A 23,278-nucleotide genomic window follows, 5' to 3' on the forward strand; every position below is an offset into this window, starting at 1 on the left:
ATAAAGAGGTCGTCGTGAAAAAACGCGGCGATCGCAGGGAAGTCGTTCAAAACAAGGGGGAGGGGATTGATTTTCCGCTTCGCCACCAACGATCGCCATCCCACAGCGATCGCGCTCCCACAAACGTTTGGCACGTTGGGGGTCAAGCAAACGGGTATGATGCCAAACTCTGACGCTGCTTATTGCCAAGTGTGAGCAGACCGAAGGCGATAAGTCCCTTGATGATTGGGGACTGGGTTTTCAACTCGGCAACCACATCTGTAGGGGTAGCGCTCCCGTGCCTACCCCTTTGCCGGCAACCACTTGCCCCTACCGATTGAATGACATTAAGTCCCAATTTCCCAATCCCTAATCACCTCCTCACCAGTCACCAGTCCCCCATTTATTGAAAAATTTTCTCAAAATAGTTGACATCAATTATCAACAAGCTTATATTATTTATAGTGTTCTCCTCTCGTTAAGGATTGGCAGGCGGGACTGACAGGCAATCACGGCTCAGTCCCTCTTTTTTTTTGAGGAAAGGCGGTAAACTGTAATTCCAGTGCATTCTTTCAGTTTGCTGAAATTTATGAGCGGAATTACACCATCTTATGACGCGATCGTCATCGGTTCAGGAATTGGCGGTTTAGTCACAGCCACCCAGCTAGCAGCAAAAAAGGCAAAAGTCCTAGTGCTAGAGCGCTATCTCATCCCCGGTGGTAGTGCTGGCTACTTCGAGCGAGAAGGCTATCGTTTTGACGTAGGAGCCTCAATGATTTTCGGTTTTGGTACTCAGGGAACCACCAACCTGCTTACCCGCGCTCTCGACGCAGTGGATGTCAGTTTAGAAACAATTCCCGACCCAGTGCAAATTCATTACCACCTTCCCGATAATTTAGAACCAAAAGTTCACAAAAATTATGAAAAGTTTTTACAAGAACTAACAGCTTACTTTCCCCACGAAGAAGAAGGAATACGTCGATTTTATGACGAATGCTGGAAAGTTTTTAACTGTTTAAATGTAATGGAATTGCTATCTTTAGAAGAACCGCGCTATCTGACGCGAGTATTTTTCCAGCATCCTTTTGCTTGTTTAGGATTAGTAAAATATTTACCACAAAATGTAGGTGACATTGCGCGTCGCTACATCAAAGACCCACAATTGCTTAAATTTATCGATATGGAATGTTATTGTTGGTCAGTAGTTCCCGCCGAAAAAACGCCAATGATTAATGCGGGAATGGTATTTTCCGACCGACATTATGGTGGGATAAACTATCCTCAAGGTGGTGTAGGAAAAATCGCCCAAAAATTAGTTGAAGGATTAGAAAAAGCAGGCGGCGAAATTCAATACCAAGCTAGAGTAACAAAAATTATTTTAGAAAAAGGTAAAGCGGTAGGTGTAAAATTAGCAAACGGCAAAGAATATCGAGCTAAACGAATTATCTCTAATGCTACACGCTGGGATACTTTTGAGAAATTATTACCTCCCGAAAAAATGCCTCATGCAGAGAAAAAATGGACTAAGCGCTATCAAAAATCGCCAAGTTTCTTAAGTTTACATTTAGGTGTGAAAGCAGAAGTTTTGCCTCCAGGTACAGAATGTCATCACATTTTGTTAGCAGAATGGGACAGAATGGCAGAGTCAGAAGGAACAATTTTTGTTTCGATTCCGACATTACTCGACCCTAGTTTAGCACCGGAAGGATATCATATTATTCATACATTTACGCCTAGCTGGATTGATGATTGGCAAGGCTTAAACAGCAAAGAATATCAAAATAAGAAAGAACTAGCCGCAGCTAATTTAATTAAGCGATTAGAGGTGATTTTTCCCGATCTAGAAGCAGGTTTAGATTATCAAGAAATAGGCACTCCACGCACTCATCGACGTTTTTTAGGTCGTGAGGATGGCACTTATGGACCAATTCCCCGCCGCAAGTTACCTGGTTTATTAAGAATGCCTTTTAATCGTACTGCAATATCTGGACTTTATTGTGTCGGGGATAGCACTTTTCCCGGTCAAGGTTTGAATGCGGTGGCTTTTTCTGGATTTGCTTGCGCCCATCGAGTTGCAGTAGATTTAGGACTTTAAAAATTAAGTAGAGATGTTGCAGACAACGTCTCTACTTAGCAATATTGTTTAAGAAATCTAGGCTTTGTCAACAATTTCTTTTGCCTTATCTTTAAGGTCTTCTTTTGCGTGCATAGCTTCGGCTTGTTCTTGTTTTGCTTGACCTTCTGCTTTATCCATTGGGTCGCCAGTAACTTCACCTACTGCCTCTTGCACTTTACCTTCGACGTTTTTAGCCACTGCTTCGGCGCGATCTTCAATGCTCATTGCTTTCTCCTTGCTGATTAACTTTTAGATAACTAATTATGAGTAGAAAATAAAGCGAAAGTCATCCTTCTTAGGTAATAATTAATAGAGGAGTTAGTGTATTTGGCAATCCTTTTGATTGGTTGAGCTAGAGAAAGAAAAAGCCAGATTGAGGAGAACGATCGCTACTTTAGTTAAATACTTTGCGGTTCGGCGATCGCCCTAGGCGCACTACTACACTCAACCACTTCATAAATCTCGATTTCTTCTTGTTTCCCGCGTGGTTTTACTTTGTCGAGAAAGCGACAGCAAATTAGTTCCCCTGGGGGTAGTTGGGCGATCGTTACGGCGCTGGTAACTATAGCACATTTGTAAGTTTTTGTCAATTCTTCAAGACGGGCTGCGGTGTTGACAACATCGCCAATAATTGTCGAGTCCATGCGATCGCGGCTGCCTACAGTACCAATAATACCTTTACCCGTATGAATGCCAATACCAACTTTAATCTGCAAATCAAGGTTATATCGATCTAGCTGTTGATTAAACGATTCTAAGCTTTGTACCATTTTCATTGCCGCATTCAAAGCATCGCGGGGATGTTGCTCATGGCGATCAAAAACTGCCATAATTGCATCGCCGAGGAATTTATCAACAAAACCATTTTCAGTGGCGATCGCTTCGCTCATCCGAGTAAAAAATTCATTCAGCCATTGATAAGTCGTTGTTGCCGGTTGAGATTCGGCGATCGCTGTAAACTCGCGAATATCACAAAACAAAATTGTTACTTCTGCTTCAGTCGCATTACCAACCTGAATCGAGTTTACTCCTAACGGCGCGATCCGAGCTAAATACTTTTCCGGTACAAAGCGGCGAAACTTTTCTGCTAACTCTTGATTAACTCGTCTTGCTATTTCTAATTCTCGCTCGCTTTCCTGCTTTGCTACTGCAAAAGCCTGCCGATTTCGCATCTCCTGCAACCGAAAAATATTTTTTATTTTTGTTAATAAAAACTGAGAATTAATCGGTTTTGTGATATAATCATCACCCATAGTTTCTAAACCACGTAACCGATTATTTTCATCATCTAAAGCTGTCAAAAAAACAATTGGTACCGCTTGTAATTGAGGATTTTCACGGAGTTTCGAGCAAACCTCAAACCCATCCATTCCTGGCATCATTATATCTAGTAAAATCAGATCGGGCGTTGACTTGGCGACAATTTCTAAAGCTTCTTTTCCTGATGCGGCGGAAACAGTTTTATAGCCGGCTGCGGCCATTAACTCTTCAAGTAATAATAAATTTGATGAATCATCATCTACAAGCAAAATACAAGGTTGATTTTTTAACATAATTAGGGCATTAATTCTTCTTGTGATTTTTTGAGTATTAGCACCAAGCTATCTCTTTTTGACCGGACAAAGATGTAAATTATCCTTAAATTTTATAACTAATTACCCGGATAGATCGATCGCTTTTTACTCACAAGTTATTCAACCAGATGCACCCAATTAAACTTTGGACTACAAAATTAAGTTTTCAGTCAGAGACTTCTGCCGAATTCAACAACAAGCCAATACTTTGCAGCAATTGCTCGATATCGATCGGCTTACTGATATAATCATCAGCACCAGCTTGCAAACAGCGATCTTTGTCTCCAGGCATTGCCATTGCCGTAACTGCGATTACAGGTATTTTGCGCCAATATTGATGGTTTTTAAGCTGATGAATTAGTTGGAAGCCATCTAGATCCGGTAGTTGAATATCCATCAAAATTAAATCGGGAAGAACTTGGGGAGTAACTAAAGGAGAATGGATCAAATCCATCATTGTACGCCCTTCATAAATAATTTCTGGAACATAACCTTCTAGTTCTAAAACTTCCGAAATTAGTGCTTGGTTATAAGGTTGATCTTCAACAACTAAGATGCGTTTACTATTTTCATCTTGAGGTTTAGGTGCAAGAATCGAAGCACTACTAGGCTTAGTTTCTGGTTCTAAATTGAGAGTATAATTTTCGCGCATTTCTGTCATCGGCAACCAAACCCGAAACGTACTACCTTCATTCTCCTGAGATTCTAAGGAGACTGTACCGCCGTGGAGTTCGGCTAAACGCTTCGTCAAGGCTAAACCTAAACCTGTACCTTCATGGCGGCGAGTTAGAGAAGAATCAACTTGTTGGAAGGGTTGAAAAAGCAAATGTTGTTTATCTTTAGGAATGCCAATACCAGTATCAACTACTTCTAAGCAGAGGTAAGGTGTACTGAGGTTAACTGGACTGCGGTCTGGTCGCTTTTCTTCTAAAAGTTCGGTTCCGTAAGCGAGTCTACCGCCAAGTTTAATTTTGCCTCCTTCGGGTGTAAATTTGACAGCGTTGGAAAGTAGGTTAATTAAAATTTGGCTGACGCGACGTAAATCGAGAACGGCTCGGTCTAAGCGATAATCTATTTCTAGAGAAAGTGTCAGTCGCTTTTTTTCAGCACGAGGCTGAATCATTCTCAAACATTGATTGCATAAACTTTGAATCGAAACTGACTCTAGTTCGAGTTGAGTTTTGCCAGCTTCAATTTTAGATAAGTCGAGAATATCGTTAATCAGTTGGAGCAAATGCTGACCGCTTTTTTCGATCGCGCGAACGTGATTAATTTGGCGAGAAGTTAATTTGCCGCCAAATTGGCGTTGTAATAAATCGGCAAAACCAATGATACTATTCAACGGGGTGCGTAGTTCGTGAGACATCGAAGCGAGAAATTCCGATTTAAGCTGAGATGCTCTTTCCAAGTTTTCGTTGGCTTGACGCATTTTTTCTCGATCTTGAGCGCGTTCGATTGCTACGCCGAGAGTGCGACAAGCGGCTAAGAGCATATCTTGTTGGGGCGCGTCTTCGAGTCCGATCCCAGAGCGAGATTCTAAGGTCAAAACTCCGATTATCTCTCCAGAAGCACCAGGGATAGGGAAAATACCTAGTTGACCGATTCCCGGATGGCAAAAACTGGGAACTGCTTGAGGATGCTGCTGATAGTCTTTGACAAATAAAGGTTTTCCTGTTTCAATTACTGACCATAGTAAACCTTGACCATAGGGGATACCTTTGTTGAGGACATCTTGCATCTCTTTAATTGCTATTTCGCCATAGGTAGCAATGAATTCAGAGCTAATTTTGTTGGTGAGGATTCCGGCTTGGCGTTCTTCTCCTTCACCAATTATTACTTTTACATCCCCAAAAGCTGCTCCCATATTGTCAATTAGGTAAGAGAGGGCGAATTGACCGATTTCTCGTAATTCTGTAGCAGGTTGCAGTCTTTCTGTCAAGCCTAGTAAAAATTTGAGTCGCTCAATTTCCGTATCCACATTAGTTGGCGATCGCCAATGATTGGTTACATCTCGTAGATTTAGTAGTTTGCTTTGTTTGTCTGTAACAGTAATTTCTACCTCTAGATAGATGCCGTTATTTTGTTGGAGCAGAAAATTAACTTTTTGGCGATCTGTTTGCGCGATCGCCAAACGCAGTTTTTCGCATTCACTAGCTGATAAATAACCTTGGTGAATAACGGCGGCTAAGACTTCTTGACAATCAGGTTTTTGCGCGAGTTTTTCGGGAGGTAAATTCCAAATTTCGGTTAGTTTGCGATTGAATAAAATTAGGCGATCCTGATTATTAAAAAGAGCGATCGCATTATCAATCTGATTTAAAATTAGTTCTTGTTCTTGTTGAACGCGCTCTAAGCGCAATTCGATTGGTTCTAGGGACATAATCTCTTAGAAGGTTAAATTGCTCTTAAAAATTTTTCTTTGCTAAGGAATACTAAAGTCGCTCTCTTGATAGCTAGAATAACTAATATTCACCCCTTAAGGCGATCTTTTTACTGGCTCAAATTAGTTACCGCCCTATATAAAAAAACGTCTAGCTTGATGAATAATTTGACAAAATGCCCAACAAAATGAGAAAGGAAGCACATCAGGGAACTTTGGCGATCTCTGACATTGGCAAACAGCAATTTAAATTTATATTTTGGGGGATGTCTGAAGTCAAATAGAGGATAGACCATTGCGCTCGTGTGTTTAATCACACAAAACTTTGAGATCCATAGTTAGATTAGAATCGAATGAAAAAGTAACCGTCAGAAAAGAAAGTCGCCATAGCAAAAAGGTAGCAGATGAGGGAAATTGTGAAGCAGGATTTAAAGGAGCGTAATCCCATGACCAAGACAGGGTTAAAGATCGAATCGCTCTGGCGCGACCGGATCGCGAAAGAATGTCCGCGTTTGAGTGGGGAAGAGCAGGAAAGTATAGTCAAGTGGTTATTAGGAGAAGATTCTGAGCGTTTTGAAGGGCTTTCAACTAACCAATTGGCGATCGCCAAACAAGCGATGGACTATCGCTACCGGATTTTGCTCCAGCGCTACCTCAAATTAGGACCGACACAAGCATACCGTAATTTAATAACTCGTTTGGGTTCTCTAATTGTACTGCGTAATAAAATTAAAACCTGGGTAGCACTGAGCAGAGATCGCCAAAGAGCAGTAGCAGACGTAATCCAAGAAGTAATTCAGGAAATGTTAAATAGCGATCGCTACATTCAGCAGCAAATAGCTTGGATCGCTCAATGTACGGATAATAGTCGCTTACGAGATAGTTTACTCCTAACTACTGTCGAAGAATACTGTCTGCGCCCAATTCGCAATCAACCTCTTTTAGTTTATCGCTTTGTTAATTATTTGCGCCGTTCTCAGCGTGGCGGGATGACTCAAGTTCCCCAAGGTGAAATGGTACGCTTGATTTCAGAAGAGTTAACTGTCGATGATTTAGACTCTCCAGTCAGTTTACTTGATAACCAGGCTCTTGCTGACTACCAGGATGCACAAGATTGGGAAGAGCAACAAATTCTCCGCATGATGGTGCAAAAGCAATTTGAGGATTATTTAGGCGAAAATGTCGGTGTTGTCGCGGTACGTTGGTTAAAACTTTATCTTCAAGGGCTTTCTCAAGACGCGATCGCCAAAAGACTGGATCTGCCCGTCAAACAAGTTTATCGTCTCCGGGAAAAAGTTAGCTATCATGCCATACGCGTTTTTGCTCTGAAAACTAAACCTGAGTTAGTCGCTAACTGGTTGGAAATTTCTTTACAAGAACATAATTTAGGATTAACCCTTCCTCAGTGGGAAAACTTTTATCAACAGTTAACTCCTTTACAGCAGAAAATTATCGAAATGTTGAAAGCTGGTGAAAGCATCGAAGCGATCGCTGCCGATTTAGATTGGAAAGTTCATCAAGTTATGAGCGAATGGAGCAAACTTTACTTGACAGCCCAATCTTTACGCAGTTAGGTTTAAGGGATTTGACGGGTGCCTCAACAGAGTCATACCTAGTACCAATCTACGTTCAGAGCCTATTCAGAGCCTAACTTACTTCCGCCTCTGGATTCTTACTTGCGAACTATTGACAATTATATTCAACTATTCCAAAATGAAAATAAAATAAATGCTAATTGATAGCATTTGCTAGTGTTTCGCTGTTTTTGCAAAAAGTAGGTTTTGAGCGTGAGTAAATTAAAAAAAGTAATTACAGACTTTACCCTGGAAGGAAGATTTGTTAGTTTCGTCGGCGACTACAAACAGAAACCAAAACGCCTCCGTCTTTCCACTCCAGAAGGCGAGTGTAAAATTAAACTTGCCAAAAAAATTCGGCGTAATGTCAGAGAATTGTTAATACCAGGAGATTGGGTAGAAATATCTGGGGAAAAAACCCTCAAACCGAAAAGCGGTAAAATCAAACTGAAAGCCAATCGCCTCAAACCTACAACTCCCGCAAAAAAACAACCTACCGAGCCAACTACAGAGCAAGTAAGGGTTGCTTCTCCCAAAAAAGGCAAAGATTGTATTATGGTTTGCCAAAAATCATCTTGTCGGAAAAAAGGATCGGGTGAAATTTGTCAAGCAGTTAACGAATATTTAGCAGAAACAGGCTTAGAAGAGCAAGTAAAAATTAAAGGTACCGGATGTATGAAACAATGCAAAAAAGGTCCTTGCGTCGTCTTCATGCCTGATAAATCTCGTTATATTAAGGTTGAGCCTCAACAAGTACCGCAGTTGTTAGCAAAACATTTTACGGGACGATAATCGTTTCACTCTACTTAAATCTGGTTAAATAGGGATAAAAGTATGAAATAACCTATTTTACTGTTGTCGGTATGAATAATTATCCTCCACCAGATCCGCGCCGCTCTAGCATTAGTTTTGACGAATGGATTGCCATATTTATTGCACTTGGTACTATCGGCACAATTTTAGTAGTTTCGCTAGTTCCTAAAGGTAGAGCCTGGAATTTTTTAAGTGGTTTAGCTACTGGAGAAACTACTTCTCAACCAATTTTTACAGTCAGGGAAAATCCCTTAGCAATTTTTTCCCCAACGGAAAAAGCAGGAGAAAGAGAAATAGGCGATCGCGCATCCTCCCAACGTACAACAACTGACGAATCTGCGGTAAAATCACCACAACAGCAGCAAACTGTCATTAAATCCGCAGAAACTCAAACTACTCCTATATTGGTAAAACCCGCCACAAGTACCGAAGCAGAAGAACTATCTAAGGATACTCTCACCCCCGAAACAACAACTTTAGAGACAGATCCCCCAATAGCACCCGGTACTGTAACTCCAGCCGTAGAAACCGTTGACCCAGAACAAACAACTGTAGAAGAACCTCAACTTACTACACCCTCACCTGAATTATCCTCAGAACCAGAAGCAGAAACCGTTACCGAACCACGTTTTGAAGACGTTTCCCCCGATTACTGGGCATATCCCTACATTGAAGAACTTGCCGATCGCGGTATTATTAGTGGAGTCTCCGCAGAGTCTTTTCAACCCAATCGCCCCATTACCAGGCAAGAATTCGCCTTTATCTTAGAAAATGCTTTTGAGAATCAACCGATTTTGAAAGAGTCCAATTTTGAAGATGTCGATGCAGAGGTTTTATCTCGTCTTCAACAGCAAGGAATTTCTCAAACAAACGGATTTTTAAGCGGATATCCAGGAAATCGTTTTTTACCCAACGAAGATATCTCTAAACTTCACGTTCTCGTAGCCTTAGCAAGCGGACTAAATTTAACACCCACTGGCGACCCCAATAATGTACTTCAAGTTTATCAAGATGCCACTCAGATTCCCGATTATGCTAGGGAAAAATTAGCAGCCACCACTGAAGCAGGTATAGTTGTAAATTATCCTAATCCGCAACAATTAGAACCAAATCGACCTGCCACTCGTGCTGAAGTAGCTGCTCTAATTTATAAATCTTTAGTGAGTCAAGGTAAAGCAAGACAGATTAATTCTCAAGATTAGAGATTAGGGACAAGCAAGAGGGGGAGACACTGACAGGTGTAGGTTATTTACACGAGTGTGAATGGAGAAAAAGCCTCAACGGTACGTCTCTCCAATCTCCAATCGCCGATCGCCAAAACGAAGTATGATATTTCAGGTTAAATAACTTCCGAAAGTGAAAGATGACTTTACAACTGCGAGTTTACGTCCCGGAACACCCATTAATCAAACATTGGTTAGGGATAGCCCGCGATGCAAGTACGCCCCCGGTATTATTTAAAAGCGCAATGACAGAGTTAGGGCGCTGGTTAACTTATGAAGCTTGTCGCAATTGGCTACCGACAGAGGAAACGACAGTGGAGACACCGCTTGCAGCTTGTCCAGCGACGTTAGTTAATCCAGAAGTACCGATGGCGATCGTACCAATTTTGCGGGCGGGATTAGCTTTGTTAGATGGGGCGCAGACTTTGTTACCTTTAGCTTCAATTTATCATTTGGGATTAGTACGGGATGAGGAAACTCTCGAAGCGAACTGTTATTTAAATAAGTTACCGTCAAAGTTTGACCCAGAAACGCGAGTGATGATTTTAGATCCGATGTTGGCGACAGGTGGCTCGATTATGAGAACAATGGACGAAGTCACAACTCGTGGTGCAAATCCAGGATTGATGAGAATCGTGGCTGTTGTCGCTGCGCCTCAAGCTTTGCAACAATTAAGTCAGAATTACCCAAGTTTAAACGTTTATACAGCAATAATCGACGAAGGTTTAAATAATCGAGGTTACATTGTACCGGGGTTAGGAGATGCTGGCGATCGCGCCTTTGGAACCTAGCTGTTCAGTTAGCCGTTATGCTGGAAAAAAGTTACCTATAGATAAAAAATTGACAGAGGATATCTAACGATGAGTCAGCGCGATGGTTTTACGGGCGGATTTATTACCGGAGCAATCTTCGGTGGGATTATTGGTGGCGCGATCGGGGCGCTACTAACTTCTCGAAGAGGTAATTCAAAAGCAGATGAAGAGGGATCTTTGCTCAAGACAAAAACGAATGAAAAGGGAACTACAGAGGAAAGTATCGAATTTGCGCGTCGCAAACTGGAAAAGAAAATTGCTCAGTTAAATTTGGCTATTGATGACGTGCGCGAACAACTCGGTGCAGTTAATGGTAATGTTGAAAAAACCGAAACTGAAGAAAGCATTTAATTAAGTCGGCTCTGAATAGGCTACCAAATCTTGAGATTCGGGTTAGATGGGGAAACCGAACTACACCCACCTTTTTTCGTTAGTCAAAAAATGTAAAATTAAGACGTTGCTTAGGAATATTTTCATTCAATCATGGCTACAGAACTTTTAACTACAAGTTTGGCAAACTTTATCCAACTTTATACGATCCTCTTGATTGTCAGGATTTTGCTGACTTGGTTTCAAACAATGAATTGGGCTAATCAAATTGCGGCGGTGTTAAGTCCCGTTACCGATCCTTATTTAAACATTTTCCGCTCTTTTATTCCTCCTCTTGGCGGAGCGCTGGATATATCGCCGATTTTAGCGATTTTATGCCTGCAAATTTTATCTTCGCTGCTAATCAGTGTGTAGAATCGAAGACAATGCGAAGATTGAGTAATTCTTCACGAAAATTAGCCCTCACTAATTTCCTAATCAAGTGAGGGCTAATTTCGTGGAAATATTTGTGAGTGTCTAATTAAATACCACATTTAACATTAAATGTCAAGAAAATTTAGTAACTGGTAAATGCAGATACTTGAGACGCGCGATCGCTACCAGCGTACGGGACTAGAAAAACCAGAAGCCTTGAATTGTTTAAGTTTTAAAGGTGGGGATTGATTAGCAGAGACAGTAATTCTAATCTGAAAATCACTGACACCAGGAGGAATTTCCGCGATCGAACCAACGCGACTACGGTTTTGCATCACAGGATTGTTATTCGCATCATAGATCCGACCGAAAACATCAGCATCATAAACTGTGTTACCAGATTTATTATTGGCTTTACCAGTAACGAGATAACATTTAGAAAATCGGCTACCACCACCGCTACTGACGACTCCCTGTCCAATTTCCGCAGGACATTCGCGGTAAGAAAGATCTGATAGTTGAATTTGGGTTAAAGCGGAAGCAGGAGGTGTGATTAAACAACCAGCAACCCAAAATACACAGGAAAGAATAACTACAACCAAGACTTGAAAACGTCGCATAAACCAACCTTGACTAATGATTCACTAATAATTACGCTTCTCAGCTTAACTCGAATTGCTGGACTTACAAGCTAGCCAACTGCGCTTAAATAGTGGATATAGATACCGATCGCTAATTGGGAAAGTAGTTTGCTTCCTCGTTCGAGTTTATGAATCAAGCTGACATAGAAGCCGCCTTACAAGCAGCGTTTAGAAGCTGCGAGATTGCGTTTAGTCCTCTAACAGACCAACAAAAGCAAATCTTGTTACAAATTGTACTCCAAGAACTGAGCGATAATGTTGGGGAGCGAGTGGTAGAGGATGTCGGGGCAAATCCTTTAGACGAATTAACCCCAGAAGAACGCCTCGCCTTGTTAGAATTTGTCCAAAGGCAAGAGGAAGCAAATCGTCCCTGGAAAATTACTTTACTTAACGATTGGCTGCACGATCGCGACTCTGGTTCGGTACAATTTATTCGCGATCGCTATGGTACTGAGTGGCTAAACCGTGTCAAAACCGTACATTTAGCTAAGTATTTCGAGCGAGAAAACTTTCGCGAAGGCTTAAAATTAAAAGTTGGCGATCGCATCGAAGTTTCAAATGGTCTTTGGGAATGGGTACAAGATGAAGGTCCTTGTCAGCGCGAGTGGTTTCCTTGTAACGTGATTGGAGTTTCTCAAGTTGCAGATAATGATTGTACTTATACTAACTGCGCTATCCGCTTCGATAATGGTGCAGAGTTTGAAATTCAAGGTATCGATCAATGGAATGCAACTAATTGGCGTTGGCTGAGGTAGGGATTGGGGATTAGGGATTAGGGATTGGGGATTGGGAAGAGGGGGGAGACAAGGGAGACAAGGAAGAGGGGGAGGACAAGGAAGAGGGGGGGGACAAGGGGGACAAGGGGGAGGACAAGGAAGACAAGGGGGACAAGGGGGAGGGGGAGGATAAACTGATAACTGTTAACTGTTCCCTAATCACTGATAACTGATAACTGTTCACTGCTAACTGAACCCAGTCCCCAGTCCCCAATCACCAGTCCCCAATTAATAACCAAAACCCAAATAGTCGAGCAGAGATTGACGCATCACCTCGACTGGGGCTGGTTGCTGAAGCCAAATTTCTAAAGCTGCGGCTCCTTGTTGAACTAACATTTCCAGTCCATCGATAGACACTGCACCTTGTTGAGCGGCTAATTGAAGGAACTTGGTTGGCTTGGGAGTGTAAATTAAGTCATAGGCGATCGCGTTCGGTGGCAATTTTTCCATTAATTTTGCATCTACTGGCGACTTTTCAATATGGGGATACATTCCTACTGGCGTTGTGTTCACTAATAACTCTGTTTCCGATACCAGCCCTGGTAATTCGTCCCATGTATAAGCTTTAATTTTCGCTTGTAGCCCTGAATCGCCCCAGCTTTGTTTAAAATAATCTAATCTTTGTTGATTGCGCCCTACGACCTTAATTTCGGGACAGCCCAATTCCGCGCAACCTGCTACGACTGCTCGCGCTGCACCCCCATTACCTAAAATAGTTGGACTCACTTGTTGCCAATCTCGGTTTAAACTCTTCAGAGGTGCAATAAATCCAGCTATATCAGTATTTGTACCATACCAACCATTTTCCGTGCGCCAAACCGTATTTACTGCACCCACAGTTTGAGCTATGGGTGAAACTTCCGCGAGAAATGGTAAGATTGCTTGCTTGTGGGGAATAGTAACATTAAAGCCTATCAAATCGATCGCTTCAAAACCCGCGATCGCCATTCCCAGAGATTCACCTGATACGGGAAAAGCGAGATAGACATAATCCACAGCAAGATGCGCGATCGCGGTATTGTGCATAATTGGAGAAAGAGAATGCTTGACCGGATTGCCAATCACACCAAATAATTTTGTTGTACCTTTGATAAATTGCATAATCTTTCTCGTCCCCTGCGTAGTGAGCGCTTGAGCGTTACTTTAGTTTGTAGTGAATGGTTGAGTATTGCTTGAGTTCGTAGGGAGAACTTTAGCGCTACTTTAATTCTAAAAACAAAACCTACCTTTATGTCAAAAACCTCAACAAATACCACAATCCGTAACTTATTAGTCACCGGAGGAGCAGGATTTATCGGTTCTAACTTTGTTCACTATTGGTGCGATAATTATCCTGACGATAAAGTAGTTGTTCTGGATGCGCTTACCTATGCTGGTAATCTTAACAATTTAGCCGACTTGCAAGGAAGAGAAAACTTTCGTTTTATTAAGGGAGATATCCGCGATCGCATTTTAATTGATAACCTTCTCGTAACCGAAAATATTAACACTATAGCTCATTTTGCTGCCGAATCTCATGTAGACCGCTCAATCTTAGCACCCGACGCTTTTATCCAAACTAATGTTATCGGTACTTTTACTTTACTAGAAGCATTTCGTCACCACAAACAAGATTCTTCTCAGAAACTATTTTTGCACGTTTCTACCGATGAAGTTTATGGAAGTTTAGCACCAGAAGATCCTGCATTTACCGAAACTACACCCTACGCACCAAATAGTCCTTATTCAGCTTCCAAAGCAGGTAGCGATCATCTCGTTCGAGCATATTACCACACTTATAATTTACCGACAATTATCACCAATTGCTCTAATAATTACGGCTCGTATCATTTCCCAGAAAAACTCATTCCGTTGATGTGTATCAACATCCTACTTGGTAAACCTTTACCCGTCTACGGTGACGGACAAAATATTCGAGATTGGCTTTATGTTATCGATCATTGTCGCGCATTAGATACAGTTATTCACAAAGGAAAACCAGGAGAAACTTATAACATCGGTGGTAACAATGAAGTCAAAAATATCGACTTGGTAAAAATGCTTTGTCAGCTTATGGATGAATTAGCACCTAATTTACCAGTTTCTCCAGCTAGTGAGTTAATAACTTTTGTCAAAGATCGTCCCGGACATGACAAACGTTATGCTATTAATGCTAGTAAAATTCGAGAAGAATTAGGTTGGACTCCTTCGGTAACGGTTGCAGAAGGGTTGCGTCAAACTGTTATTTGGTATTTACATAACCGTGACTGGTGGGAACCTTTACTTTCTGAGGAATATCAAGCTTATTATCGTCAAGTTTATCAGTGATTTTTTGTTTCTCGCAAAGTCGCATACTCCGGAGGAAAACTCGTTTCGAGTAGTCGCCAAAAAGATTGCTAAGTTGATTTAAACTACTTTTATAGCAAATTGAAAATAAAGTAATATGACTAACATTAATGAAATAATTAATGAGCTTTTCAATTCGATAGAAAATAATGATTTAGAAAAAGTACAAAAAATTATTACTGCGAAAACAGAACTTCTCGAACAACAACTTGAAGAGGGAGCAACACCTCTTATGCAAGCAGCAACTTATGGTCATTTCAAGATTGTAAAATTTTTAGTTGATGTAGGTGCAGATGTTAACAAATACGACGCTTATGGAAGTTCTTCTTTTACAGAAGCAGCTAACAATAAACACTGGGATATCCTGAATTATCTTGCTCCATTAACCGAACAAGAATTTAAAGAAACTACTTTATTTATTGCAATCTCAGATGGTAATATAGAAGCTGTTAACGCTTTAATTTCTCTTAAAATAGATATTAATATTCATACAAAAGGAGTGTGGAATGAAAAAGGTTTTACTCCTTTAATAATAGCTGTTCAGGAAAAAGAAACTCAAATAGCAAAACTTTTACTCGAAGCTGGTGCAAATCCCAATTTGCCGGAGGAAGATACAGGTGGAACACCTTTAATCTATGCTGCGAAAACTGGCTCTCTAGAGATTATAAATCTGTTATTAAAATTTGGTGCAAACCCAAATATAAGAGATAGTTATAATGAAAATGCTTTGATGAAAGCGGAAAAATTTGGGAATCGTGCAATAGTTGAAGTTTTATCTAAATACTCATAAAAATACTTTTGTCTAAATTTATTTAATATTCAATTTTTAGATGGGTTATAATGAGAAGGTATTTGCGATCGCAGTTGGAGGACTAAAGAAAATGGACGCTTCTATCGTTAGACGAATTGAAGCAATTCAAAATGAATTGGAACAACTTAAACGGGAAATTGCAATTGATTTGGGTATGGAAAAACCTCGTCCAACACAATTAGAAGGTTTGTGGGCTGGGGTTGAATTTTCTGATGAAGAGATAGAAGAGGCTAAACGAGAACTTTTCTTAGGAGCTTCTTCAAAAGAGGAGTAAAATAAAGGTGGAAAATTATGTAGTAGATAGTCATACGTGGCTATGGTTTTTAACTCGCAATAAAAAATTATCTGTACTTGGTAGACAAATTATTAGACAAGCTCAAGTCGGAGAAGTGCGAGTGTTTATTCCTACAATAGTTTTAGCAGAAATTACTAATATTATTCGGAAGAAAAAGCTGGAATTAACTATTGAGGAAGTGTTAGAAAGAATTGTTCGAGGAGATGGTTTTTCGGTAGCTACGTTTGATTTAGCAGTTTTTCAAGTTATGACTACGCTTCCGCAGAGTTGGGATATTCATGATAAGATAATCGCTGCTACTGCTTGTTTCTATGAAGCGACTTTAATTACTAGAGATGAAGTTTTGCTAAATAGCGAGATCGTCGCCACTATTTGGGATTAAAATCTGAATAAGCGCTGTAAATTGGGAAGACTCGTCTTTGCGAAACCTTACCTAAAATTCCGCAGCAAGAGACAATTTACTACTAGATAATTGTAGTTACTGTTTGTTTCTCTGAAGCGATTTTGATTACCAGAGGTAAAATTTTGCACCCACAGCGATCGCGTCACCCCTATCTAAGCTTAAAATGTTTGTACGGGTGGAAAAGTAGTCCACAAGAAAACTACCACCGCAGCTAGTGCTAATACTCCTTGAATTAGATTACCAATTAACGAACTAACTACGACACCGATTCCAGCCCTGAAAGCTTGTCTAGTTCTCGCATCAAATTCTAACTCACGACGATACAAGAATTCACCGATAAATGCTCCTAACAAGGGACCAAGAAAAATTCCTAATAAGGGTCCACCAATAGGTAAAGCTGGTAATAATCCAAAAAATCCTAACAATAAACCAACGATCGCACCAATTTGTCCCCACTTACTTGCACCTGCGCGTTTTGCACCCAAGTAACTCGCGAGAAAGTCAATCAGCACACTTAATAATAATACCGCGATCGCCACGCCTAACGCCCAACCGACACCTTGAAAATTTGTAACGATCGCCCAAACCAAAATCGCTACTGCAATTAAACTAGAGCCAGGTAAAGCGGGAACAACTGCACCCACAACCCCAACTAGCATCACGATTACCAACACCCAGTAAAGTACTACTAAAGCCATCTATTTTTCCATCGCAGTATTCAATGTATCTGCTATTTTATCGGCTATTCCCTCAATCCAGTTTTCATCTTGCTTGGTATAGCTGCGAGGCGCATTTGCTGCTAAAATTATTGCACCTCGATTGTTTAGGGGTTGACAAATTACCCCTTGTGTGTTATTAGGTAAATAATCAAACTCAATTCGTCCTGGATAAACCTTCAAATCAACTAGATACACAGGCTTTTGCCGAGCCAACACGCGCTGTAAAATAGCTCCAGGCTTAACTTCGCGCTTTTTAGCTAAAATACCACGACGGAGCAAAACCCGACCTCGATAATAAACGATTAGCGATCGCGTCACTGTATTCGTCAACAGCAAATGCGAAGCCCATGCTAACTCAGTTTTCACCGCATCTGGTAAATCCTCAACCAATTCAAAACCTTCCTCTCCGATCAAGTCTACCCGATCTGGGTCTCGCGGCTGAATCTCCTGCCAAATTAAGCCTACCAAAATTAGTACCGCCGCCAAAATCACCCCTAGAGCATCCGAGCGAGATTGGCTAGCACTAACTTCAATATTTGTCAACCGATTAATTAAGAGTAAACTTCCACCTAACCCACCAGCAAACAAAGGTAACAGTCGCAGTATTCGATTGGGGTCTGATTTCGCCATTATTTGTTAAATTGAGGGTAGGTGGTAGAACATGAGCCATTGAAACGACAATAACACCTATGAGACTTACACCTTTTCTCAGAGTGAGCGAGACGCTCACCCTACACAAAAAATTGTTACAGATCCTCCATAAATAATTTTGTAGTGCGTTCGCGAAGCGTGGTTGTAGTGCGAGCATCTTGCTCGCTAGTTAGCCAATAATCGAGCATCTTACTCGCTAGTTAGCCAATAATCGAGCATCTTACTCGCTAGTTAGCCAATGATCGAGCATCTTGCTCGCTAGTTAGCTAGTGGGAAAGCCTCTTGCTCACTTGATGATAAAATATCGCTCAAACTAACTTCCAGCGACACTAATCATCTCCTTCTAAAATACGCTGAAACAGATAGCCAGTACCTCTAGCAGTGAGAATTAACTCAGGATTACTCGGATCGTCCTCTAATTTTGCTCGTAAACGCGAGATATGAACATCAACCACGCGAGTATCAACGTGACGTTCCGGAGTATAACCCCAAACCTCCTGTAAAATTTCCGATCGCGAAAAAGGTTCTCCCGAACGACTCACCAACAACTCCAACAAGCTAAACTCCATACCAGTCAAGCGAATACGCTCATCACCTTTGTAAACTTGCCGCTTGTTAGTATCGATTTTAATATTTCCGACGTGAATAACGCCAGAACTAGGAATTCCCGGTGCGCCATTTTTTTCTACCCGTCGCAACACCGAACGAATTCTCGCTTCTAACTCCTTCGGGGAGAAAGGTTTAACCACATAGTCATCAGCCCCTAACTCCAAACCCGTAATGCGATCGGCAACATCGCCCAAAGCCGTTAACATGATGATGGGAACATCAGATTCCTTGCGTAATTCCTGACACACACCATAACCATCTAGTTTTGGCATCATTACATCCAAGACTACCAAATCTGGAGTAGAGCTACGAAAAGTTTCGATCGCTTCTTCTCCATCAGCCGCCGTAACAACATCATAACCAATCATTGACAAGCGCGTTTCGAGAATTCTCCGAATGCTAGCTTCGTCATCAACTACCAAAATTTTTTCTTTATGATTATCCAACTTACTCAACTCTCCTTTTTTACCGTCGATTGCTAATTATTAAGTTAAGTTGTTATCTGCTTATGTTTCTAGAATATCCTGTTCCCCTGTACATTAGACAACCATCGGCTCTAGACCCTTGAAATCTCATTTTTTTTAAGGTTTCTTTAATTGTTAAGAGTTATCAAAACATGAAAAAAATTTCAATATCTCTATGATTTGAAAAAATACTTAATCTTTTTTAAAGAAAATTAAAAATGGCTAAACAAAAAACTATCTATATTTGTGGTAGTTGTGGTGCAGAATCTCCCCAGTGGTTCGGTAAATGTCCTAGTTGCGGAGCTTGGGATAGTTTACAAGAACAAACAACACAACCAGGTGTATCTAGCGTAGTTAATCGAGGTGGATGGCAATCTCAGAAACGACAAATAAGAACATCGAACCAACCACCACAACCGAGGATCTCCTTAAAATTTTCCCAAATTGCTGACGACGTGCAAACCAGATTTAACTCTGGTTATGGAGAATTAGACAGGGTACTGGGAGGGGGAATAGTTCCTGGTTCATTGGTACTAATTGGCGGCGATCCCGGAATTGGTAAATCTACTTTAATGCTGCAAGTCGCCAATCAAATAGCTAAACTTTTACCGCGAATCCTCTATGTTTGTGCAGAAGAGTCAGGACAGCAGGTAAAATTACGCGCAACTCGTTTAGGTGTAACTGTTTCACCGATTGTAACGGCAGAGACAACTACAAGTAACGGCAAATCTCCACCGGAAACAGCTAAAGATCCTAACCTTTACATCCTCCCAGAAACGGATTTAGAAGAAATCCTCCGCGAGTTAGAGTCTCTCAAACCCCAAGTAGCGGTAATAGATAGTATCCAAACGCTTTATTTTGCCTCACTTACCTCAGCCCCAGGTTCGGTAGCCCAGGTACGAGAATGTACATCCGCCTTGATGCAAGTAGCTAAACGAGAGAATATCACTTTATTAATTGTCGGTCACGTAACGAAAGAAGGAGCGATCGCCGGACCGCGCGTTCTCGAACATTTGGTGGATACGGTATTATACTTCGAGGGCGATCGCTACGCATCTCATCGTTTACTGCGATCGGTGAAAAACCGTTTCGGTGCAACCCATGAAATCGGCATCTTTGAAATGATCGATCGCGGTTTAAAAGAAGTGGAAAACCCCTCAGAATTATTTCTCGGCAACCGCGAAGATCCCTCTCCCGGTACAGCTACAGTAGTTGCTTGCGAAGGAACCCGTCCCATTGTCGTCGAATTGCAAGCTTTAGTCAGTCCTACCAGCTACTCTTCACCCCGACGTTCCACCACAGGCGTAGATTATAATCGCTTACAGCAAATTTTAGCAGTCCTAGAAAAACGAGTCGGTATACCCTTATCTAAATTAGACGCTTACGTCGCCTCAGCAGGCGGTTTAGGAGTCGAAGAGCCAGCCGCAGACTTAGGAATAGCGATCGCCACAGTCGCCTCATTTCGAGATCGCATTGTCGATCGGCGTACCGTCTTAATCGGCGAAGTTGGCTTAGGTGGACAAATTCGCCTTGTCTCGCAAATGGAATTGCGCCTCAAAGAAGCTGCTAAACTCGGCTTCAAACGCGCGATCGTTCCTAAAGGACAAAGTCTTCCCGACGACCTCGGTATTGAAATTATACCCGTCGCCAAAGTCATCGAAGCGATCGTTGCAGCTATTCCCCCACAACCCAGTTACGGTGGCGTACCTAACGACTGGTTGCAAGATGACGGTTTCAGCGAAGAAGAAAGTGATTTGAGTTCCTAACATTTGTCGAGACGTTGCAACCAGCGTCTCTACATTAAATTTTTCACGAAAGCAGCGTGTTCGGAACTAGCTAAACCTTGTTGTGCGAGATTTAAAACAGTAGCTAAATCTCCTGCTAACAAAGCTGGAACTTGCAGCCACAAACCAGGGAAAACTTTGCTGCGGATGACTCCAGAAGTATCCGGTTCCAGCTTGATATACTCTTCTTGTTCAAGTTGATACCAATCGAAAGCGCGATCGTAAACTCTCCACACCAGATACTCTTGCACTCGATTACGACGATAAACAATTAATTTTTCGTGCAAATCGTAACTAGCAGAACTAGCAGCTATCTCCGCAATTAATTCGGGCGCATTCTCCACATAATCATCATCGCTAATCTGAGACTGACCTGATTCAATTCTTAATAACGCATCTGGCTGCGGTTCGTTGTCCAAATCGAGGCGTACTGTCGCATTATCGCCACCTTTAACCCCTGGAGTTGCAGCAACATAAACTCCTAACCAAGTGATGAGTAAGAAATGAGGATTCGCATGACTATTAAAACGTAATGGCGACGGCATATATACTTTACCTTCGATTAATTCTGCCTTTTTTACCTCCGGCATTGCTTGATAGCGACGTTCAAATTCAGCGCGAGTCAAACGAGATCCATTTTCCAAAGGCGGAATAAAAGTTTCTTGCTTTTTCTGAAGTTGATTGACGAAATCCATAGCATTTCTCACCTCAAGTTAGTAATTTTAACTCTTACTCAGCATTGATAAATTCTAAATAAGAATTACTTAAATCTTTTACCGCCAACTCATAAAACTGTTGACCATGTTCGGGTGTAGCTAAAGCAGGATTCGAGCCCATTCTGCCATCAGGATAGCGAGAACGAAAATTACTTGCACTGTAAATCGGATATCCAGAAGCAACTTTTTCGCTCAAAGGTGCTTGTTTGATAAACTCTGGATAAACATATTGAGTTAATGCTACTTCACTCGGTGTCGCGTGAGAACCTTCTTGATTGCCGTATAATTTCTTGGCTAATTTATACACCGACGGACACATAAACCAGTTTCCAATCTTACATTGAACTTGTTCTGCGTGAGGAAGATTAATTTCGCTTAAGTAATAATAAGTCTCGGAAAAAGCGGCTTTCAGTGTCGCAATATTACCGCCATGACCATTAATAAAATAGAACTTTTTAAAGCCAGCTTTTGCTAAACAAGTCAGATAATCTTTAATTGTCGCTATCATCGTACTAGGACGTAGGCTGATTGTACCTGGAAAAGCCGTATGGTGTAGCGCCATCCCCACGTTAATTGTCGGTGCAACCAAAGAATTAGTCGCCTCACCTACGCCCCGCGCGATCGCTTCCGCACAAATAGTATCAGTCCCAATTAAACCAGTCGGACCGTGTTGTTCGGTAGAACCGATCGGCAAAATTATACCGGATGATTGCTCTAGGTAAGTTTCTACTTCTTGCCATGTAGTTAAATGTAATTGCATTTGTTCAGTTATCAGTTATCGCGTACGGTGCATTTACCAGTTTATCCTCCCCCTCTTTCAAGTCTCCCAAGTCTCCCAATCCAAGGGTACCCAATCCTTAAATAAAATTACACCGTCAGAAAGAAGCGTTTTAGTGTATATGTTTGGTAGGAACAGTTAAAAAAGTACATTTTATGCTATCTCTCGACATACCACAGAGTCCCACTAACACTGAATTTGTACAAACAAACCGAATTCTGGTGGTGGAGGATGAAGATTTAATTCGAGAAATGGTGGTTTTAGCCTTAGAAGAAGAAGGTTATGAGGTTCTTACCGCCACTGATGGACAAACAGCCCTGAATTTAATTCAGAATAACGAATCTAGTAGCGGAGGAGTTACTTTTGACCTGATTGTTCTCGATTTGATGCTACCTCAAGTTAATGGGCTTGACATTTGCCGTCTTTTGCGCTATAAGGGTCAAATTATCCCGATTTTAATTTTAAGTGCCAAAGCCAGCGAAACCGATCGCGTTCTCGGATTAGAAGTTGGTGCCGACGACTATATCACGAAGCCTTTCAGCACTAGAGAATTAGTAGCTCGTTGTCGAGCATTATTGCGCCGTCATCGCTATAATACGATGAATCAAATGCCCGTTTTGCAATATCGGGAAATTGCTCTTTTTCCTCAAGAATGTAGAGTGACAGTGCGAGGCGAAGAGGTCAATCTATCTCCGAAAGAATTCCGGATATTAGAGTTATTTATGAGTTATCCGCGCCGAGTTTGGTCGCGGGATCAATTAATTACCCAAGTTTGGGAAGCAGACTTCTTAGGAGATACCAAAACTGTAGACGTTCATATTCGTTGGCTGCGGGAGAAACTAGAAAAAGATCCTTCTCAGCCAGAATATATTATTACCATCCGTGGTTTTGGCTACAGATTCGGCTGATTTAAGCGATCGCGGCTCGTCAAACAATCAACCGAAAAGAAGTGAGAATCGCCCTACTAGCGATCGCCAACTTTTCTGACAAACAAAAGCACCAAAATCTATTCGACTTACTGAAAAAATGTAACTCGTGTAGTGTTGCTGCTTGAACCACTTTAGTATGTGGAAATGCAACTTAGTTATTGG

At 41.4% G+C, this 23,278-nt stretch carries 25 protein-coding genes; 14 read left to right on the top strand and 11 right to left on the bottom strand.

Annotated features, from left to right (window positions below):
* Window positions 1-189, bottom strand: a 189-nt coding sequence (locus tag G3T18_RS20540) for a hypothetical protein (protein ID WP_224412459.1), incomplete at its 3' end; no start/stop codon positions are given.
* A 379-nt stretch (window positions 190-568) separates the two neighbouring features.
* On the opposite strand from G3T18_RS20540, the gene crtH reads away from it, so the two are divergent.
* Entirely contained in the window at window positions 569-2,074 is a 1,506-nt protein-coding gene (crtH, locus tag G3T18_RS20545; protein ID WP_224412460.1) for a carotenoid isomerase, read from the top strand.
* A 57-nt stretch (window positions 2,075-2,131) separates the two neighbouring features.
* On the opposite strand, the gene G3T18_RS20550 is transcribed toward crtH, so the two are convergent.
* The 3 genes from G3T18_RS20550 to G3T18_RS20560 all read right to left on the bottom strand — a co-directional run bounded on the left by G3T18_RS20550 (window position 2,132) and on the right by G3T18_RS20560 (window position 6,049).
* On the bottom strand, window positions 2,132-2,320 hold the full coding sequence (locus tag G3T18_RS20550) for a CsbD family protein (RefSeq protein ID WP_224412461.1): 189 nt from the start codon (window positions 2,318-2,320) through the stop codon (window positions 2,132-2,134).
* A gap of 173 nt (window positions 2,321-2,493) precedes the next feature.
* The gene (locus tag G3T18_RS20555; RefSeq protein ID WP_224412462.1) at window positions 2,494-3,648 is read right to left on the bottom strand and encodes a response regulator; all 1,155 of its coding nucleotides are present in this window, start codon (window positions 3,646-3,648) and stop codon (window positions 2,494-2,496) included.
* 187 nt (window positions 3,649-3,835) lie between these two features.
* Window positions 3,836-6,049, bottom strand: coding sequence for a hybrid sensor histidine kinase/response regulator (locus tag G3T18_RS20560; RefSeq protein WP_224412463.1), 2,214 nt, complete (start codon window positions 6,047-6,049; stop codon window positions 3,836-3,838).
* A 446-nt stretch (window positions 6,050-6,495) separates the two neighbouring features.
* On the opposite strand from G3T18_RS20560, the gene G3T18_RS20565 reads away from it, so the two are divergent.
* The 6 genes from G3T18_RS20565 to G3T18_RS20590 all read left to right on the top strand — a co-directional run bounded on the left by G3T18_RS20565 (window position 6,496) and on the right by G3T18_RS20590 (window position 11,215).
* Window positions 6,496-7,623 carry a HetZ-related protein 2 gene (locus tag G3T18_RS20565; RefSeq protein WP_224412464.1) on the top strand — a complete coding sequence of 376 codons (1,128 nt, stop codon included), beginning with the start codon at window positions 6,496-6,498 and terminating at the stop codon, window positions 7,621-7,623.
* A 213-nt stretch (window positions 7,624-7,836) separates the two neighbouring features.
* The gene (locus G3T18_RS20570; protein ID WP_224412465.1) at window positions 7,837-8,415 is read left to right on the top strand and encodes a (2Fe-2S) ferredoxin domain-containing protein; all 579 of its coding nucleotides are present in this window, start codon (window positions 7,837-7,839) and stop codon (window positions 8,413-8,415) included.
* A 71-nt stretch (window positions 8,416-8,486) separates the two neighbouring features.
* Window positions 8,487-9,638 carry an S-layer homology domain-containing protein gene (locus G3T18_RS20575; protein WP_224412466.1) on the top strand — a complete coding sequence of 384 codons (1,152 nt, stop codon included), beginning with the start codon at window positions 8,487-8,489 and terminating at the stop codon, window positions 9,636-9,638.
* Window positions 9,639-9,799: 161 nt separating this feature from the next.
* Window positions 9,800-10,450, top strand: coding sequence for a uracil phosphoribosyltransferase (gene upp / locus G3T18_RS20580; protein ID WP_224412467.1), 651 nt, complete (start codon window positions 9,800-9,802; stop codon window positions 10,448-10,450).
* Window positions 10,451-10,519: 69 nt separating this feature from the next.
* Window positions 10,520-10,822, top strand: a complete 303-nt coding sequence (locus G3T18_RS20585) for a hypothetical protein (RefSeq protein ID WP_224412468.1) — start codon at window positions 10,520-10,522, stop codon at window positions 10,820-10,822.
* A gap of 132 nt (window positions 10,823-10,954) precedes the next feature.
* Complete coding sequence (locus G3T18_RS20590; RefSeq protein ID WP_224412469.1) at window positions 10,955-11,215, top strand: YggT family protein; 261 nt, start codon at window positions 10,955-10,957, stop codon at window positions 11,213-11,215.
* Window positions 11,216-11,397: 182 nt separating this feature from the next.
* On the opposite strand, the gene G3T18_RS20595 is transcribed toward G3T18_RS20590, so the two are convergent.
* Entirely contained in the window at window positions 11,398-11,835 is a 438-nt protein-coding gene (locus tag G3T18_RS20595) for a hypothetical protein (protein WP_224412470.1), read from the bottom strand.
* A 149-nt stretch (window positions 11,836-11,984) separates the two neighbouring features.
* Here G3T18_RS20595 and G3T18_RS20600 point away from each other — a divergent pair, with 149 nt between their 5' ends.
* Complete coding sequence (locus G3T18_RS20600) at window positions 11,985-12,611, top strand: hypothetical protein (RefSeq protein ID WP_224412471.1); 627 nt, start codon at window positions 11,985-11,987, stop codon at window positions 12,609-12,611.
* Between the two features lie 249 nt (window positions 12,612-12,860).
* Here G3T18_RS20600 and G3T18_RS20605 read toward each other — a convergent pair whose 3' ends face one another.
* Entirely contained in the window at window positions 12,861-13,733 is an 873-nt protein-coding gene (locus G3T18_RS20605; RefSeq protein ID WP_224412472.1) for a shikimate dehydrogenase, read from the bottom strand.
* Window positions 13,734-13,862: 129 nt separating this feature from the next.
* Here G3T18_RS20605 and rfbB point away from each other — a divergent pair, with 129 nt between their 5' ends.
* From rfbB to G3T18_RS20625, 4 genes are all read left to right on the top strand, one after another.
* Complete coding sequence (gene rfbB / locus G3T18_RS20610) at window positions 13,863-14,939, top strand: dTDP-glucose 4,6-dehydratase (protein WP_224412473.1); 1,077 nt, start codon at window positions 13,863-13,865, stop codon at window positions 14,937-14,939.
* A gap of 115 nt (window positions 14,940-15,054) precedes the next feature.
* Window positions 15,055-15,747, top strand: coding sequence for an ankyrin repeat domain-containing protein (locus G3T18_RS20615; RefSeq protein ID WP_224412474.1), 693 nt, complete (start codon window positions 15,055-15,057; stop codon window positions 15,745-15,747).
* A gap of 40 nt (window positions 15,748-15,787) precedes the next feature.
* Complete coding sequence (locus tag G3T18_RS20620; RefSeq protein WP_224412475.1) at window positions 15,788-16,042, top strand: hypothetical protein; 255 nt, start codon at window positions 15,788-15,790, stop codon at window positions 16,040-16,042.
* Between the two features lie 7 nt (window positions 16,043-16,049).
* Window positions 16,050-16,445: a type II toxin-antitoxin system VapC family toxin gene (locus tag G3T18_RS20625; protein ID WP_224412476.1), complete on the top strand. Its 396-nt coding sequence runs from the start codon at window positions 16,050-16,052 to the stop codon at window positions 16,443-16,445.
* Window positions 16,446-16,624: 179 nt separating this feature from the next.
* Here G3T18_RS20625 and G3T18_RS20630 read toward each other — a convergent pair whose 3' ends face one another.
* The 3 genes from G3T18_RS20630 to rpaB all read right to left on the bottom strand — a co-directional run bounded on the left by G3T18_RS20630 (window position 16,625) and on the right by rpaB (window position 18,891).
* Window positions 16,625-17,164, bottom strand: a complete 540-nt coding sequence (locus G3T18_RS20630) for a DUF456 domain-containing protein (protein ID WP_224412477.1) — start codon at window positions 17,162-17,164, stop codon at window positions 16,625-16,627.
* On the bottom strand, window positions 17,165-17,815 hold the full coding sequence (locus G3T18_RS20635; protein ID WP_224412478.1) for a cofactor assembly of complex C subunit B: 651 nt from the start codon (window positions 17,813-17,815) through the stop codon (window positions 17,165-17,167). It abuts the gene before it with no gap.
* Between the two features lie 350 nt (window positions 17,816-18,165).
* Window positions 18,166-18,891 carry a response regulator transcription factor RpaB gene (rpaB, locus tag G3T18_RS20640; RefSeq protein ID WP_224412479.1) on the bottom strand — a complete coding sequence of 242 codons (726 nt, stop codon included), beginning with the start codon at window positions 18,889-18,891 and terminating at the stop codon, window positions 18,166-18,168.
* Between the two features lie 236 nt (window positions 18,892-19,127).
* On the opposite strand from rpaB, the gene radA reads away from it, so the two are divergent.
* Window positions 19,128-20,675, top strand: coding sequence for a DNA repair protein RadA (gene radA, locus G3T18_RS20645; protein ID WP_224412480.1), 1,548 nt, complete (start codon window positions 19,128-19,130; stop codon window positions 20,673-20,675).
* Window positions 20,676-20,704: 29 nt separating this feature from the next.
* Here the strand turns inward: radA and G3T18_RS20650 are convergent, their stop codons facing one another.
* Both G3T18_RS20650 and G3T18_RS20655 read right to left on the bottom strand, forming a co-directional pair.
* Window positions 20,705-21,388 (bottom strand): Uma2 family endonuclease, encoded by a 684-nt coding sequence (locus G3T18_RS20650; RefSeq protein WP_224412481.1) that lies wholly within the window; start codon window positions 21,386-21,388, stop codon window positions 20,705-20,707.
* Between the two features lie 34 nt (window positions 21,389-21,422).
* Window positions 21,423-22,169: a creatininase family protein gene (locus G3T18_RS20655; protein WP_224412482.1), complete on the bottom strand. Its 747-nt coding sequence runs from the start codon at window positions 22,167-22,169 to the stop codon at window positions 21,423-21,425.
* 173 nt (window positions 22,170-22,342) lie between these two features.
* On the opposite strand from G3T18_RS20655, the gene G3T18_RS20660 reads away from it, so the two are divergent.
* A complete protein-coding gene (locus tag G3T18_RS20660; protein WP_224412483.1) occupies window positions 22,343-23,095 on the top strand; it encodes a response regulator transcription factor in 753 nt (250 codons plus the stop codon).
* The last annotated feature ends 183 nt before the right edge of the window (window positions 23,096-23,278 follow it).

This window comes from Oscillatoria salina IIICB1 (genome assembly GCF_020144665.1).
GTDB lineage: Bacteria > Cyanobacteriota > Cyanobacteriia > Cyanobacteriales > SIO1D9 > IIICB1.

What these genes read in the sequence shown, in the direction of transcription:
- crtH (WP_224412460.1), top strand. Translation starts at nt 569, where the DNA reads ATGAGCGGAATTACACCATCTTATGACGCGATCGTCATCGGTTCAGGA.
- G3T18_RS20550 (WP_224412461.1), bottom strand. Translation starts at nt 2,320, where the DNA reads ATGAGCATTGAAGATCGCGCCGAAGCAGTGGCTAAAAACGTCGAAGGT.
- G3T18_RS20555 (WP_224412462.1), bottom strand. Translation starts at nt 3,648, where the DNA reads ATGTTAAAAAATCAACCTTGTATTTTGCTTGTAGATGATGATTCATCA.
- G3T18_RS20560 (WP_224412463.1), bottom strand. Translation starts at nt 6,049, where the DNA reads ATGTCCCTAGAACCAATCGAATTGCGCTTAGAGCGCGTTCAACAAGAA.
- G3T18_RS20565 (WP_224412464.1), top strand. Translation starts at nt 6,496, where the DNA reads ATGACCAAGACAGGGTTAAAGATCGAATCGCTCTGGCGCGACCGGATC.
- G3T18_RS20575 (WP_224412466.1), top strand. Translation starts at nt 8,487, where the DNA reads ATGAATAATTATCCTCCACCAGATCCGCGCCGCTCTAGCATTAGTTTT.
- upp (WP_224412467.1), top strand. Translation starts at nt 9,800, where the DNA reads ATGACTTTACAACTGCGAGTTTACGTCCCGGAACACCCATTAATCAAA.
- G3T18_RS20585 (WP_224412468.1), top strand. Translation starts at nt 10,520, where the DNA reads ATGAGTCAGCGCGATGGTTTTACGGGCGGATTTATTACCGGAGCAATC.
- G3T18_RS20590 (WP_224412469.1), top strand. Translation starts at nt 10,955, where the DNA reads ATGGCTACAGAACTTTTAACTACAAGTTTGGCAAACTTTATCCAACTT.
- G3T18_RS20595 (WP_224412470.1), bottom strand. Translation starts at nt 11,835, where the DNA reads ATGCGACGTTTTCAAGTCTTGGTTGTAGTTATTCTTTCCTGTGTATTT.
- G3T18_RS20600 (WP_224412471.1), top strand. Translation starts at nt 11,985, where the DNA reads ATGAATCAAGCTGACATAGAAGCCGCCTTACAAGCAGCGTTTAGAAGC.
- G3T18_RS20605 (WP_224412472.1), bottom strand. Translation starts at nt 13,733, where the DNA reads ATGCAATTTATCAAAGGTACAACAAAATTATTTGGTGTGATTGGCAAT.
- rfbB (WP_224412473.1), top strand. Translation starts at nt 13,863, where the DNA reads ATGTCAAAAACCTCAACAAATACCACAATCCGTAACTTATTAGTCACC.
- G3T18_RS20615 (WP_224412474.1), top strand. Translation starts at nt 15,055, where the DNA reads ATGACTAACATTAATGAAATAATTAATGAGCTTTTCAATTCGATAGAA.
- G3T18_RS20620 (WP_224412475.1), top strand. Translation starts at nt 15,788, where the DNA reads ATGGGTTATAATGAGAAGGTATTTGCGATCGCAGTTGGAGGACTAAAG.
- G3T18_RS20630 (WP_224412477.1), bottom strand. Translation starts at nt 17,164, where the DNA reads ATGGCTTTAGTAGTACTTTACTGGGTGTTGGTAATCGTGATGCTAGTT.
- G3T18_RS20635 (WP_224412478.1), bottom strand. Translation starts at nt 17,815, where the DNA reads ATGGCGAAATCAGACCCCAATCGAATACTGCGACTGTTACCTTTGTTT.
- radA (WP_224412480.1), top strand. Translation starts at nt 19,128, where the DNA reads ATGGCTAAACAAAAAACTATCTATATTTGTGGTAGTTGTGGTGCAGAA.
- G3T18_RS20650 (WP_224412481.1), bottom strand. Translation starts at nt 21,388, where the DNA reads ATGGATTTCGTCAATCAACTTCAGAAAAAGCAAGAAACTTTTATTCCG.
- G3T18_RS20655 (WP_224412482.1), bottom strand. Translation starts at nt 22,169, where the DNA reads ATGCAATTACATTTAACTACATGGCAAGAAGTAGAAACTTACCTAGAG.
- G3T18_RS20660 (WP_224412483.1), top strand. Translation starts at nt 22,343, where the DNA reads ATGCTATCTCTCGACATACCACAGAGTCCCACTAACACTGAATTTGTA.